This window comes from Prosthecobacter sp. (assembly GCF_044378005.1).
Lineage (GTDB): Bacteria > Verrucomicrobiota > Verrucomicrobiia > Verrucomicrobiales > Verrucomicrobiaceae > Prosthecobacter.
The window spans coordinates 1-14,288 of record NZ_JBILYB010000149.1 but is presented as its reverse complement, the minus strand read 5'-3'; the positions used below and the strand labels follow the sequence as shown (position 1 = coordinate 14,288).

Genomic DNA, 14,288 nt, shown 5'->3' with positions numbered 1-14,288 from the left:
TTCCGCTTCCCCGGCCACGAATCCGTCCCCCGCCTCCCCTCCGTCCTCGGCGACATCCCGCAGGGCTGGGAGGTGAAGCCGTTGTTCGAGCTGACGAAAGTGAACTACGGCAAGAATCTCCCCACCAAGAAGCTGGCGGACGACGGAGCTTACCCAGTTTACGGAGCAGCGAAGATTATCGGACGCTACACCGAATACACCCGCGAGGGCCGAACCATCATCTGCGGTTGTCGAGGCAGCGTCGGCGAAATGCAGATTACCGAGCCGCAGTGTTACGTGACTAACAACTCCTTCACTTTCGACCCGACGCACCCCGACAATTTCTTTTGGCTGTTCCACACGCTTAAAGAGCGCGGGCTTCGTGATGTCGTCGGCGGGGCTGCGCAACCCCAAATCACCCTCGAAGGAATCTCGTCGGTTGAACTCGTGACTCCGCCGTTGCCACTCCGCGCCCGCTTCCAGCAAACCGTGTCAGCAATGTTCGAGCAGGCATGGACGTTCGATAGCCAAATCCAAAACCTCCGGCGGACTCGCGACTTGCTGTTACCGCGTCTTTTATCGCCTCACGCCGCTCAATTGGAAACATCGCCATGAGTGACATTCAAATTAAACGATCTGACGGCATCGCAGAGTTCGAAGCATTGCTTCGCAAGCCGTCCACTTTCCAACAGGACCTCCTGATTCCAAACGATATTGATTTCGGTGGGGGAGCCGGAGCGAACAGGTTGAAAACCTGTTCCACTTTGGAGACGGGAGCCAACAGGTTGGAAAGCTGTGCCTTCTACTTTCACTTCTGCTGTGCCAGCCAGGCCTGGAACATGAGCACGTCCCACAGATAAAAATGCCAGTTCCGGGTGCCGCTGAGGTGCTCCTGCCATTTTTGGCGGATGGGGGCGGGGTGGAAGTAGCCTTCGCGTTTGAGGCGGGACTCGCTGAGCAGGTCTTCGGCCCAGTCGCGGAGTTCGCCGCGCAGCCAGTGCTCCAGTGGGACGCCGAAGCCGCGCTTCGGGCGGTCGATCATGGTTTTCGGGACATGACGATAGAGCGTCTCGCGCATGAGCCACTTGCCCTGGCCGCCACGGACTTTCATGGAGAAAGGTACCTTCCAGGCGAACTCGATGAGGTTCGTATCCAGCAGCGGGATGCGGCCTTCGAGGCTGACGCCCATGGCGGCGCGGTCCACCTTGGTGAGGATGTCGCCGGGGAGGTAGGTCTCCATGTCGAGATGCATCATGCGGTGCGTGAAGTCGCTGACGCGCGGCCAGCCGCGTGTGTCGGTGATGCTGGTATCGCGATCATGCCCGCCGATGACGATGTCCTCGGGCCGCTTCCAGTGGGACATGAGGGTGAGGTAGAGCGACTCCATGCCCGGTGCGGCGACGACTTCGGCGAGCTTGTGCAATTTGTCGCCAAAAGGCACATGGCGGAGGCGCTTGGGCAGCACGGGCTTCGCGAGATTGCCGAGCGAATTCAGTGCTCCAGGAGGCAGCACGGTCATGGCGGCGGCGGTGAGCTTTTTCAAAGCGGGCGGCATCCAGGCGAATTTGTCCCAGAGATTGCGCCCGACGAAGTAGCGCTCGTAACCGCCGAAGAGTTCGTCCCCCGCATCGCCACTGAGCGCGACGGTGACATGCTGACGCGCCATTTTGCAGACGAGGTAGGTGGGGATCTGCGAGTAGTCGCTGAAGGGCTCGTCGTAGAGGCCGGGCATGAGCGGGATGGCATCCAGCGCGTCCTGGCCGGTGACATACATCTCGGTGTGGTCGGTCTTGAGATGGTTGGCGACCTCTTTGGCATACTGCGCCTCATTGTACTCCGCCACGTCGAAACCGATGGTGAAGGTGCGCACGGGCCGCGCACTCTGCTGCTGCATCATGGCGACGATGAGGGAGCTATCCACCCCGCCGGAGAGGAAGGCTCCGAGCGGCACATCAGCCACCATGCGCATCCCGACGGCTTCTTTGAGGATGGCTTCGAAGGTGTCGATGGCTTCGCTTTCGCTGCCGGTGAAAGGGTGATCGAGACCGTGTTCGATCACTTGGCGGAGGTCCCAGTAGATCTGCGGCGTGGGTTTGTCGGCAGGTGCCTTTAAGGTGATGAGCGAGGCGGGCGGGAGCTTGTGCAGGCCTTCGTAGATGCACCAGGGATCGGGGATGTAATTGAAGCGGAGCTGCGCGCAGATGGCATCGCGATTGATGGCGGCATTGAAGCCGGGCAAAGCGCGGATGGCTTTGAGTTCGGAGGCAAAAACGAAGGTGTCGCCGAGCCAGCCGTAGTAGAGCGGCTTCTCGCCGAGTCGGTCGCGGCCAAGGGTGAGCGTGCGGTCTTCTTTGTCCCAAACGGCGAAGGCGAACATGCCGTTGAAGCGCTTCGTGGCCTCGGTGATGCCCCATTGGCGAAAGGCGGCGAGCATGATCTCGGTGTCGGAGTGCCCGCGCCAGCTGTGACCGTGCTTTTCGAGCTCGGCGCGGAGCTGCTGGAAGTTGTAGATCTCGCCATTGAAGACGATGACGAAACGCCCATCCGCGCTGGTCATGGGCTGATGACCGAGCGGGGAGAGATCGAGAATGGAGAGACGTCGATGTCCGAGTGCGACACCGTTTTCAGCATCGACCCATGCGCCGCTGTCATCGGGGCCGCGCAGAAGGATGGCATCGGTCATGCGTGTGACTTCGGCGGTCATCTGGTCGGATGATTTCGAGCGTGGGAGGGTGAAGTAACCGGCGATGCCGCACATAAAAATTAGTTCTTGGTTCCTAGTTTCTAGTTCCTTGTTGGAGCAGTTCGTCGAAGTGCTGGAGCACGCTGGCGAGGGAAAAGTGCTCGGTGATGCGTTGGCGGCCTTTTTCCCCGAGAGCACGGCGTTCTGCTTCGGGAAGGTTGAGGAGGTGCAGGCAGGCTTCGGCGAGCTTGGTGGGATCTTTGGCGGGGACGAGGGTGCCGGTATCTCCCATGACCCAGGCGGTATCGCCGATGTCGGTGGCGACGACGGGGACACCGCAGGCCATGGCCTCGCCGACGACGTTGGGGAAGCCTTCGCCAAAGGCCGAGGAGGACACGGCGATGTCCAGCGAGGCCGTGATGGTCGGGAGATCGGAGCGCTCGCCGAGGAGGTGAACATGGGCTTGCAGGCCGAGTTTGGCGATGAGGGTGGTGAGCTCGCTGTTCGTGGCATCGACGCCGGTGCCGACGAGGATGAACTGGGCCTGTGGTTGGGCTTTGACGATGAGTGCGGCGGCTTCGAGGAAGGTGGGGTAGTCCTTCATCGCGGTGAAGCGCCCGAAGCGGCCAATGTAAAACGAACTTCCAAGTTCGTTTGGCTTGGCGACAACGGGGAGAACGAACTTGGAAGTTCGTTCTACTTGCCACTTCGTGAGATCAAAGCCATTCGGAATGAGACGGGTCTTTGTGCGCGAGTAGCCGATGGCTTCGTGCTGTCTCGCGCTGAGCTGGGAATTGTAGGTGATGGTTTCGGCGAAGACGGCGAGCCAGGAGAGCGACTTGATGACCATCGCACTGCCGCGTTTTTCCAGACTGAGATCGTAGAGCGACTGGCGGATGTTCCAGACCACGCGGCCTTGTCCGAGGCGGAAGAGTTTCACCAGCACAGCGGCGAGGCAGCCGTGGTACATCCAGCCCATGATGACGGTGGGCTTGGCTTTCCACGCGAGGGTGATGAGCTTCCAGAGCGCTCGTGGGGTGGGCTTGCCAGTGGGCATATCGAGCGTGTGGACCTCCGCACCAGCAGCGCGGAGAGGCTCGATGTATTTGCCGCCGGAGGTGAGGGAGATGACGGTGTGGCGGTGATGGGGCAGGCCTGTGATGATTTGGGTGAGCATCATCTCCGCTCCGCCTGTGCCGAGAGCGGTGGTGAGCCAGAGGATGCGGGGAGGCGCGGCAGCGTTTTGGAGTGCGGCGGCTGTGACGCCGCTTTCGGAGGCTGTGGGAGGTTCGTGAATCTGCGGTGCCATCGAAAGCGGTGTCGGCACCCTTTCAGGGTTCTGCCACCGCACTCCAGGACGCTGCCGCGCCTGCGGGATACAAAGGGCGCTCGTGGCTTCTACCATCGTCGAGATGGTGAAGTGCTGTTCGATGCGTTGGCGGTTTGTCTGGCCGAGCGAGCTTCTTAGATCAGGCGAGAGCGCGAGGAAGGTGCGCATCTTTTCCGCGAGGGCGCTTGGATCTCCGGCTTTAAAAACCCAGCGCGAGTCATCCACCAGCCAGGCGGAGTCGCCGACATCGCTGGTGATCACGGGCAGGCCGCAGGCCATCGCCTCGCCGATGACATTGGAGAAGCCTTCCCCATAGGCGGAGGTGGAGACGAGACAGTCGAAGGTAGGATAAACGCTGGCGAGGTCGTCACGAGCGGGTTGCCACTCGACTCGATTCGTGATGCCGAGTGACTCGGCCAGGGAGCGCATGTCGAGGGCATAAGCGGCATCGCCATTGCCGATGATCACCGCTTTTGCCTCAGGCACCTGAGCGAGCGCTCGGAGGAAGGTGGCGTGGTCCTTCATGGGATGCAGGCGACCGATCATGACGAAGGTCAGACTCCCTCTCCCCGGCGGTGCATCTCGGAAACTGTCGGCACTCTCTTCCGGGGAGAGGGTTGGGGTGAGGGGTGGGATTTGCACCGCTTCGAGGCTGCCTGTTCCCCTCACCCAGCCTCTCCCCGCAACAGATTCACCGAGCGAATGGGCTTCCTCGGCGGGGAGAGGGGCCAGAGGGCGGAAGCGCTCCACGTCGATGCCATTCGGCACGACTTCGAAATTCGCCGCCGGGTAACCGTGAGAGATGTAGTAGTCACGGCCCGCACGAGAGTTCGCGATGATTTGATCCGCCCAGCCGGAGAGCAGGCAATTCAGGCGGAAGCTGAGTTTGCCGAGGATGCCCCAGGTCGCGGCATCGGTCTGCGAGTCGCGGATGCCCCAGACGACTTTGGGGAAGCCGCAGAGGGGCTTCAAAAGCAGCGCCATGAGGTTCGACTCGTGGAGATAGCCGTGGATGACCTCGGGCCGCAGCGCGCGCATGGTGGCGATGAGTCGGATGAAAAAGCCCACCAGATCCCAGCGGTGCTTTTTGCCGATGCAGACGGTCTGGATGCCCGCCGCGCGCAGCTCTGACTCGAAGGCACCCGGATAAAAATGCACGACGCTGACGGCGAAGTTCCCGCGCAGGGTCATCGCTTTCGCGAGGGTGACCAATTGCCGCTGCGCTCCGCCATGACCGAGGTCACGAATGAGGAAAACAAGGCGGCATGGGGCGGAATCTGGCACGAGTCATGACTATAATATCCATAACATCTGGCTGGCAATCAGTGAATCTTAACCATTTGCCAGTGCTTGCTCGATTCCGTCCGCATCTTACGTGCCGAGGATTCTCTCTTTACTCGCAGGCTGAATCCCGATTAAATCCTCGAATTCTGCGGTTTTTTCCGCCTTTCATCATCACCGTCATCCCATCCTTCCGAGCCATGAAAATCAGCCGAACCCGCATCGCCATCCTGGCGCTTCTCTGCGGTACCACCTTCCTGAAAGCCGACATCCTGATGCTGAAAAACGGCACCAAGGTCGAGGGCAATATTCTCGAGCAAAACGAGCAGGGGGTGAAAATGAAATACCGCCTGACTCCGAAGATCATGGATGAAAAGATCTTCCCAATGGCAGACATCGACAAAGTCATCCGCCAGACACCCCAGGAAGTCGAAGTCGTGGATCTGCGCAAGGTGTTCCCAACGGCTGATCTGATGAAGGCAGACGAGTACGAACAACTCATTCAGGATCGCCTTCGTCCATTCGTGAACAAGTATCCCGGCACGCCTGAAGCCAAAGAGATTGAGGACATCATCACGAAGCTCCAGGAGGAAAAGACGATGGTTTCCAACGGCCAGATCAAACTGGAAGGACGCTGGCTGACGGTGAAGGAGTCGAAGGCCGAGCAGTTCAACGTGGAGGCTTTCCGAATCATTGCGGACATGCGCGCCAAAGCTGCGAAGCTGGATTACATCGGTGCGATGCGTGAGTTTGACAGTCTGATCATGCCTCCTCCCGCCTACAAAGGATCTATTTACTACGTTCAAGCTATCCCTGAGGCGATCTCGATTCTGGACAAGCTGATCGCCAGTTTGGATAAAATGTCTGCCGAGCAGCCACAGATCACCCAGGCTCGGAAAGATGGACTCGCTAAATTGCAGGAACCCGAACTCTCGAAGACCAAGAACGCCATCTCTGATGAGATGACCAAGTGGCGGGCAACCCTGGATGCGGAGCGCCGCCAGAAGCTGCGCTGGAGTGTTCCTTACAAATATGACATCTCCAGCATTCAAGCGGCTCAGAAAGAAGCCATTCAAGAGAAGACACGCCTTCAGACCCTGGATCTCGATGAACTCAAAACCCAGAATGAGGTTTTCACCGCCTGTTACCGCAAAATCGGTGAAGAAGATTATCTTGCGGGGGCTGCTGCGTATGAGCGGGTGCAGTCGCTCAAATTGAACATGGAAAATCGTGATGTGCCTATCGATCTGCGCAACCGTCTGATGAAGCTGCACGCCAAGCTCAGCCGTGCGATCGCCTCAGGAGCCATGGCCACGGCCGGATCAGCCGCCATTGGTGGCACGCCTTCCGTCAGTCAGGACAGCCGAGTGGCACAGATTCTCGCCGAAGCTGGTGCCACCGCTCCTGCTGCTGCCTCAGGCCAGCCAGCAGCCACTGGCACGATGCCGGCGGCTCAGACTCCCACGGCAACAACGCCAGCAGCAGCAACAGCTCCTCAGGTCGCCGCACGTCCAGTGGCAACTGCACCCGTGGCTCAAGCTCCCGTACAGCAGCCTGCCTATCAGGCACCTGCTCCGATGCCCATGCCTGCCCCGGCTCCTGTTGAGGAAGAGTCCAACATGCAGCTCTACATCATGATCGGCATGGGTCTCGTGATCGTCGGCCTGCTCTTTGCCTTCTTGAAGAAGAAGTAAGCCGCTGAACAAGTTCACTTTTTAGGCCGGAAGCCTCTCGCGAGACTTCCGGCCTTTTCATATCCACTGCCAGACTTCGCTCTCCTTCATCGTAATTTCTCACCTGCCATGCATCCACCAGCCAGCACCTCACGTCGCCGTTTTCTACAAACCGCCAGCGCCAGCCTTTTCGCCGCGCCTTACATCACCACCGGACTCCGTGCCGCCTCGCCGAATGGCAAGCTGCGCCATGCTGCCTTTGGCGCCTCTGGCATGTCCTGGAGTGACATCACCTCCATGGCGAACCACGACATGTGGGAGCTGACTGCCGTCTGCGATGTGGACACCACGAAGTTCGCCCGCGTGAAGGAGAAGTGGCCGAATGTGAAGTGCTACCAGGACTGGCGTGAGCTGCTCGAAAAAGAAGCCGGCAACATCGACAGCGTCAACGTCTCCACGCCCGATCACATGCACGGCCCCATCGGGATCAAGGCGCTGGAACTCGGCAAACACATGTATGGTCAGAAGCCGCTCGCCCAGAACCTCTACGAATGCCGCCAGCTCATGCTCAAGGCTCGTGAGAAGGGCGTGATGACTCAGATGGGCATCCAGATCTCCTCCGACTTCACCGAACGCTTCGCCGTCGAGCTCATCCACATGGGAAGCATCGGCAAAATCAAAGAGGTCCACACCTTCTCGAACAAGAAATGGGGCGACATGGAGCCCGTGCCACAGACCAGCGATCCCATCCCTGAGGGCCTTGATTGGCAAAAATGGCTCGGCACCGCCAGCGACCGCCCTTTCATCAAAGGCTACTATCACCCCGGCAACTGGCGTAAACGCCGCGACTTCGGCACCGGCACGCTCGGTGACATGGGCTGCCACATGTTCAGCGGCTGGTTCCGCAGCCTCGACCTCGCTGCCCCCATCGCCGTGAAATCCAGCGGCCCACCACCGCCAAATGCCACCAACTGGGCCATCAACGCCGTCGTCGAATACACCTTCAAAGGCACGCAATACACCGTCGGCGACAGCGTGAAGGTCACCTGGTATGACGGCGATGCCCGCCCGCCTGCCGAAGTCATGGCTTTGGCAGATCCCGCCAAGTTCCCCGGCCAGGGCAGCCTCTACATCGGCACTGATGGCGTGCTTCTCCACCCGCATGGCAGCACACCGCAGCTCTTCCCGAAAGAGAAGTTCAAAGGCTTCAAGTATCCCAAGCTCGAGCCGCGCAACCATTGGTTCGACTTCATCGACTGCTGCCTCAAAGGCGGCACCACGAAGCCCACTGCCAACTTCGACTACGCCGGTCCACTGACAGAAGCCGTCCTGCTTGGATGCCTCGCCAGCCCCTTTCCAGGTGAAAACCTCATCTGGGATGCTCCCGGCCTCAAAATCACCAACAACGAAGCTGCCAACGCCCTCGTGAAACGCCAGTATCGCGCGGGTTGGGAGATGTAATCCGATGTCCCGTTCCCTCCTCAAAGACACTGTCCATGGCGGACTCGGGTTCGCCGTGGTCAGCATTGCTGCCTTTTCGGTGTGGGCCTTTGGGGCGGGTTGGTTCCGGAATCTCGGCGGCGAACTCGGCATGTATGCCGCCATCGCCGCCGTGTTTCTTGGCTTGTCGGGACTCGTGCTCGGACCGTTGGCAGGTGGTCAGGAGAGGTTCTACAAAGCCTTCCTGCCTGCTTTCCTAGTCTATGCTGTCGTGTGGACGGTGGCGTGGTTTGCTCTTCCTGACAGGCGTGGAGAGTGGATCGGGGCAGCAGCGGGCTGTCTCGTGTTTGCCTGGATCGCCATGAAGATGCTGGGCAGCACCCGAGGATGGCTCATCGCCGCTCTGGCCCTCTTTGTCCTTCACACGGCGGGCTACTTTGCCGGAGATTGGTCGATGTATGATGTCTTTGTCCCCAAAGCGAGGGCGGCAGGCAAGGGCACGCCCGACTTTCAGCACTACATGACCCTGGCAAAACTCTCCTGGGGCCTCTTTTACGGCCTTGGTTTTGGCGCAGGCATCGGCTGGGTCTTCAACAGAGCGCGGATTGCGGCTTGAGCCGGGGCGCGTTCTGCTTATGAGAAGGGCCTCACCATGGCCCTCGCAAAGATCACCCAAGTTTCCGGCACTGCCGTCCACGTCACAGGTTCCGACATCGATACCGACCGCATCATCCCGGCTCGCTTCATGAAGTGCGTCACTTTTGACGGCCTCGGCGAGTTCGCCTTCTACGACGTGCGTTTCGACAAAGACGGCAAGCCCACCGGCCACCCTCTCGACGAGCCTCGCTTCAAAGGTGCCTCCATCCTTCTTTCCGGCACGAATTTCGGCTGCGGCAGCTCCCGCGAGCACGCCCCGCAGGCGCTCTATCGCTTCGGTTTCCGCGCCATCATCGCCCAGAGTTTCGCCGAGATCTTCTTTGGCAACTGCACCACGCTCGGCATTCCCTGCGTCATCGCCACGGCTGAAGACATCGCCAAGCTCGCTGCTGCGGTCGATGCGAATCCTGCGCTCGAAGTCACCGTCGATGTCGCCAATCGCAAGGTCATCTATGGAAGCGAAAGCTTCCCCGTCGTGCTGGCTGAAACCGCACACGATGCCCTGACGAATGGCATGTGGGACCCCATCGGTGAGCTCCTCGAATCCAAGGACGCCATCCACGCCCGCATGACCGCCCTTGGTTTCGCCAACGCTGCCTGATTTCATCTCCAACCTCTGCCGACCATGAGCCTCGTTCCTGAGCAACTTCGTTATCGCGACAGCCATGAGTGGGTCGATCCCACCCAGGCTGTCTCCCCCGTGGGCATCACCGATCATGCTCAGGCCGAGCTTACCGATGTCGTCTTCGTCGAGCTGCCGAAGCTCTGTACTGTAAAAGCAGGTCAGCAGGTCTGCGTTGTGGAATCCGTGAAAGCCGCGAGCGACATCTACACCCCCGTCAGCGGTGAGATCACGGAGGTGAACAACGAACTCACCGCCAATCCAGGCCTCATCAACACCGACCCCTACGGCGCAGGCTGGATCTTCAAGATCAAAGTCTCCGATGCCGCTGAAGCCGCGAGTCTCAAAGACGCCGCTGCATATAAAGCGATGATCGGCTGATCGTGATTTTGGGCAGGCTGAAGTTTTATTGTTAAGCCTGTGTAAAGCCGTGAGACTGAACGACTGGCACCGCGTTTAGCGCGCCATGCCTCACCTCATGCGCTCTCTTCTATACCCACTGCTCGCTCTGGCTTGCCTGGCGACTTCGCTCCAAGCCCAGCCGGGAAACATCCTGCTCATCATCGCGGATGACTTGGGCGCAGACAGCTTTCCGCTCACTGCAGGAGGTGGAGCCAGCGTGCCGCCGATGCCGAACATCTCCGCTTTAAAAAACAGCGGAGTGCTGTTCAGCAAGGCTTACGCGCAGCCGGTCTGCTCGCCCACGCGGGCCTGTATCCTCACTGGACGTCATCCCTTCCGCACGAGCATCGGGGCGCAGCTTGAAGGAGCCACGAGTCCACAGCTCCAAGCCAGCGAGTTCACTCTGCCGGAGGCCTTCGCGGCGAATTCGGCGCTGGGTTACTCGCTCGCCATGTTTGGAAAGTGGCATCTCAATGCCGGAGCTGGCACGAATGACACGCCGCGCACCATCGGCGGCTGGCCACACTTCGCGGGCACGATCATCGGGGCGCTGCCGGACTACTCGGCGTGGACGAAGATCACCAACGGCGTCAGTGTGGCGACAACGAACTATGCCACCACCGATGCGATCAATGACACCATCGCCTGGATCGCAGGGCAGGGGAGTTCGCCATGGTTTGCCTGGGTGGCGCTGAACGCACCGCACTCGCCGCTGCATCAGCCGCCGCTGGATCTGCACAGCTACGACTCGGCCACGGCGACGAATCGAAATCTCTATGAAGCGATGTGCGAGGCCATGGATACCGAAGTCGGTCGCTTGCTCGCTGGCGTGAACTTGACCGAGACCACGGTCATCTTCATCGGCGACAACGGCACGCCCTCCACGGTCATCCAGACACCCTACTCAGCCGCTCATTCCAAAGGAACCCTCTATGATGGCGGCGTGCGAGTGCCGCTGATCATCGCGGGCAAAGGTGTCGTGAGTCCGAACCGCACCAGCACGCAGCCGGTGCATTGCGTGGACCTTTACTCGACCATTCTGGAACTCGCAGGCATCAACGTCTCCGCGACACAGCCAGCGGGGAATCCCATCGACTCCGTGAGCCTGCTGCCGATCCTGCAAAACAGCACCGCCGCGAGCCGCTATCTCTTCGTGGAGCAGTTCAGTGCCGACCTCGCCACCAATGTCTCAGGTCAGGCGGTGATTGATGAAGCGGGTTACAAACTCATCCAGTTCGACGACGGGCATGAGGAGTTTTACAAAACCAGCACCGACACAAATGAAGCCACCACTTTGCTCGGGAATGTGGGCATCACTTCCACAGACCAAGCCGCTTTTGCAGCCCTGAAGCTTCAGCTTCCGGCGGCCATGGGCATCAGCACTCCAGACACACCGCTGATCTCCTCATGGTTCACTCAGGACACTGGCGAGTATGCCCGCATCTACCCGACTCTCGCGGATCTGAACAGCGGCACGACGGTCACGACTTGGAGCCGTGGTACAGGCATACAAGCGACGCCAACTTATGCAGGAGTACACCAGATCGACTACTCGGCGACCTGGGTGTACATCCACACCACAGGCCTCGCCAGTCACATCATGGGGCCGTGGTATCTGAATGCGGCGAAGACGAACCTCTTCCCGAACTACCCGTCCAACACAGCCAGGATTTATCGCTTCCCACGCACACCGACGATCCCTGGCACCAAGAGCGGCACCGGCCTCGGCGATACCGGCCGCATGGTGAATGGCGTGTCGATGTTTGATTCACGCGATGCCTTTTCCTACTCAAACACCAATGCCGCTGATGCCACACCCGGCGGCTCCTTTACCGGAGATGGCATCTGGAATCGCGATGGCTATCACAACGAAGGCGTTACCTTTGACAACGCCCTCGCTCATCAAGCTGGGAACAACTACCACTACCATGCGCAACCCATCGGCCTGCGTTATCAGCTTGGGGATCATGTGGATTACAATTCAGCTTCCAACACCTACACGGAGAGCGCTTCCGCTGTGACCAAGCACTCACCCATCGTCGCTTGGGCTGCTGATGGCCTGCCTGTTTACGGCCCTTATGGCTACGCCACGCCTATGGATGCGAACAGTGGCTTGCGTCGCATGATCAGTGGCTTCGTGCAACGAGATGGAACGAATGGCACCACGAATCTCGCTGCCACCGGCCGCACCACTTTGCCAGCCTGGGCGGCCCGCGTGCAGGTTCGCTCGGCCACGCTGGCTGCCAATCAATATGGTCCAGCCGTGGGCACGGGATTCCTGCTCGGGCATTACATCGAGGACTTTGATTACCTCGGCGATCTCGGCTACACTCAGGGCACGCATTTTGATCTCAATGAGCAGAACGTCCGCTTTTGCGTCACGCCGGAGTATCCCGCGGGAACCTGGGCCTACTTCACCACGATCAATGCCAATGGCACGCCCGCGTTCCCCTACACCACAGGCCGACAATTCTACGGCAGCCCCACGGGCAGCACGGTGACAAGCATCACGGAAAGTGTGACCACGGCCTATGTGGGCGGTCCTTTTAAAAGCGAATCCTCCGATGGAGCCAGCGTGAATGGAAACAACGTCACGCTGACGTGGAAGGCCGTCGAAGGCGGCATCTACTCGGTCGAGGCTTCGGAGAATCTCAGCACTTGGAGCACGATCAGCACCGGCATCGTCGCCACAGGTGATGACGCCGGTAGCGCGACTGAAGTCGGCGGCGCTGTGACTCCGGTGGGTCGGCGCTTTTATCGTGCTGTGCGCAGTGGGCTGTCCACCTATGACAAAACAGGCTTCGCAGGCACGGTCTCATCATCCAGCGCTCCAGTCGGTGGTGGAGCCAATACCGTCACGCCAAACTCCGGCACACGTGGCACGGCGGTCAGTGTCGTGATAGAACTTCCAACGCCGCTTCCACCAGCCAATGTCGGCGTCAGCAGCATCACCTTTGGCAGCGGCACAGGCATCACGGTGACTGGCATCACCCGTTACAGCCAGACTCTTATCACAGCCACCTTCACCCTTGCCGCTGGAGCCAGCACCGGCGCTCGCAATGTCATCATCACCTACAATGGCGGCATCACACGCACGATCCCAAACGGCTTCACGGTGAATTGATCCCATGCGCTGCCTGCTCGCCAGTTTTGCACTTTTGACCGCCGTTCATGCGGCGGAGCTGACGGTCAAACTGGAGCCCATGTGGGGAAACAAGCCGCTCGTGTTGGACGATGTCAGTTTGACGAACTCGGTGCAAAACAAGCTCTCGCTGACCCGGCTAGCGATGCTGCTGTCTCACGCGCAGCTTCAACGGACTGATGGCCAATGGGTCGGTGCGCAGGATTGGGTGGCCTTTGTCGATGTGGCGAAGAATCGCCTGAGCTTCTCTCTGAACGGCATTCCTGCGGAGCGATTCACCGCCTTCCGCTTCGACCTCGGTCTCGATGAAGCCACCGACAAGGCTGATGCGGCGAAGTGGCCCGCTAGCCATCCGCTGAATCCGGACGTGAATGCCCTGCACTGGAGCTGGCGCGGTCAGTATGTCTTCCTCGCGCTGGAGGGCCGCTACCAGCAGGCGGATGGGCAGCTCGGTGGTTACTCTTATCATCTCGCCGGACAGCCCTGTCGTGGCACCGTGGAGGCCCCTGTCGAGCTTGATCTCCGCAGCAATCTCGTGCTCACGCTCTCGGTTCATGCCGATCGGCTTTTCACCGCGCAGCATCGCATCGACATCGCCGCCGCTGATTCCACACACTCCGGCGAAGATGGCGGCCTCGCCGCACGCATTGCCGACAATGCCGTACAGGCCTTTGGCATCGTGCGATTGGAGCCCAGTCTCGCGCCAAAGCTGGCAGAGAAGGGGAGTGAGGACTGGAAGCCCAAGCTTCTCGCGCATCGTTTGCCCGCACACTTTCCAGCCACGGAGTTTCCCAAGGACAACCCGCTGACCGAGCATGGCATTGACCTCGGTCGCCGACTTTTTCACGACACCCGCCTCTCCATCAACAACACCCAATCTTGCGCCAGTTGCCATCTTACCAGCAACGCCTTTTCAGATCCCCGACTGTTTAGCCTCGGGGCCGAAGGGCAGGTGGGCAAACGTCAGGCCATGCCGCTCTTCAACCTCGCCTGGAAGCCCGCATTCGGGCGTGTCCGAAAGTTTGTGTTTCGGGTCTTTGGTTATGTTTTGGTCTGGGGTTGTTTTTTTGATTGAGCGC

The 14,288-nt window shown here is 59.8% G+C and carries 10 protein-coding genes; 8 read left to right on the top strand and 2 right to left on the bottom strand.

Features of this window, described 5'->3' with window-relative positions; translation table 11 throughout:
* Positions 1 to 594, top strand: a 594-nt coding sequence (locus AC6FTP_RS21530) for a restriction endonuclease subunit S (protein ID WP_497208971.1), incomplete at its 5' end; no start/stop codon positions are given.
* Between the two features lie 193 nt (positions 595 to 787).
* Here AC6FTP_RS21530 and asnB read toward each other — a convergent pair.
* Positions 788 to 2,737 (bottom strand): asparagine synthase (glutamine-hydrolyzing), encoded by a 1,950-nt coding sequence (gene asnB / locus AC6FTP_RS21525; protein WP_497208970.1) that lies wholly within the window; start codon positions 2,735 to 2,737, stop codon positions 788 to 790.
* 19 nt (positions 2,738 to 2,756) lie between these two features.
* A complete protein-coding gene (locus tag AC6FTP_RS21520; RefSeq protein WP_497208969.1) occupies positions 2,757 to 5,276 on the bottom strand; it encodes a glycosyltransferase in 2,520 nt (839 codons plus the stop codon).
* A gap of 197 nt (positions 5,277 to 5,473) precedes the next feature.
* Between AC6FTP_RS21520 and AC6FTP_RS21515 the strand changes: the two genes are divergently transcribed.
* From AC6FTP_RS21515 to AC6FTP_RS21485, 7 genes are all read left to right on the top strand, one after another.
* Positions 5,474 to 6,967 carry a PTPDL family protein gene (locus AC6FTP_RS21515; RefSeq protein WP_497208968.1) on the top strand — a complete coding sequence of 498 codons (1,494 nt, stop codon included), beginning with the start codon at positions 5,474 to 5,476 and terminating at the stop codon, positions 6,965 to 6,967.
* Positions 6,968 to 7,075: 108 nt separating this feature from the next.
* On the top strand, positions 7,076 to 8,407 hold the full coding sequence (locus tag AC6FTP_RS21510; protein ID WP_497208967.1) for a Gfo/Idh/MocA family protein: 1,332 nt from the start codon (positions 7,076 to 7,078) through the stop codon (positions 8,405 to 8,407).
* A 4-nt stretch (positions 8,408 to 8,411) separates the two neighbouring features.
* Positions 8,412 to 9,002 (top strand): hypothetical protein, encoded by a 591-nt coding sequence (locus tag AC6FTP_RS21505; protein ID WP_497208966.1) that lies wholly within the window; start codon positions 8,412 to 8,414, stop codon positions 9,000 to 9,002.
* Between the two features lie 36 nt (positions 9,003 to 9,038).
* Complete coding sequence (gene leuD, locus AC6FTP_RS21500; protein WP_497208965.1) at positions 9,039 to 9,644, top strand: 3-isopropylmalate dehydratase small subunit; 606 nt, start codon at positions 9,039 to 9,041, stop codon at positions 9,642 to 9,644.
* A gap of 24 nt (positions 9,645 to 9,668) precedes the next feature.
* A complete protein-coding gene (gcvH, locus tag AC6FTP_RS21495; RefSeq protein ID WP_497208964.1) occupies positions 9,669 to 10,046 on the top strand; it encodes a glycine cleavage system protein GcvH in 378 nt (125 codons plus the stop codon).
* 97 nt (positions 10,047 to 10,143) lie between these two features.
* On the top strand, positions 10,144 to 13,191 hold the full coding sequence (locus AC6FTP_RS21490) for a sulfatase-like hydrolase/transferase (RefSeq protein ID WP_497208963.1): 3,048 nt from the start codon (positions 10,144 to 10,146) through the stop codon (positions 13,189 to 13,191).
* A gap of 4 nt (positions 13,192 to 13,195) precedes the next feature.
* Entirely contained in the window at positions 13,196 to 14,284 is a 1,089-nt protein-coding gene (locus tag AC6FTP_RS21485; RefSeq protein ID WP_497208962.1) for an MbnP family protein, read from the top strand.
* The last annotated feature ends 4 nt before the right edge of the window (positions 14,285 to 14,288 follow it).

Bases quoted from the DNA above. Each gene is read 5' to 3' on its own strand.
- asnB (WP_497208970.1), bottom strand. From the start codon at position 2,737: ATGTGCGGCATCGCCGGTTACTTCACCCTCCCACGCTCGAAATCATCC.
- AC6FTP_RS21515 (WP_497208968.1), top strand. From the start codon at position 5,474: ATGAAAATCAGCCGAACCCGCATCGCCATCCTGGCGCTTCTCTGCGGT.
- AC6FTP_RS21510 (WP_497208967.1), top strand. From the start codon at position 7,076: ATGCATCCACCAGCCAGCACCTCACGTCGCCGTTTTCTACAAACCGCC.
- AC6FTP_RS21505 (WP_497208966.1), top strand. From the start codon at position 8,412: ATGTCCCGTTCCCTCCTCAAAGACACTGTCCATGGCGGACTCGGGTTC.
- leuD (WP_497208965.1), top strand. From the start codon at position 9,039: ATGGCCCTCGCAAAGATCACCCAAGTTTCCGGCACTGCCGTCCACGTC.
- gcvH (WP_497208964.1), top strand. From the start codon at position 9,669: ATGAGCCTCGTTCCTGAGCAACTTCGTTATCGCGACAGCCATGAGTGG.
- AC6FTP_RS21490 (WP_497208963.1), top strand. From the start codon at position 10,144: ATGCGCTCTCTTCTATACCCACTGCTCGCTCTGGCTTGCCTGGCGACT.
- AC6FTP_RS21485 (WP_497208962.1), top strand. From the start codon at position 13,196: ATGCGCTGCCTGCTCGCCAGTTTTGCACTTTTGACCGCCGTTCATGCG.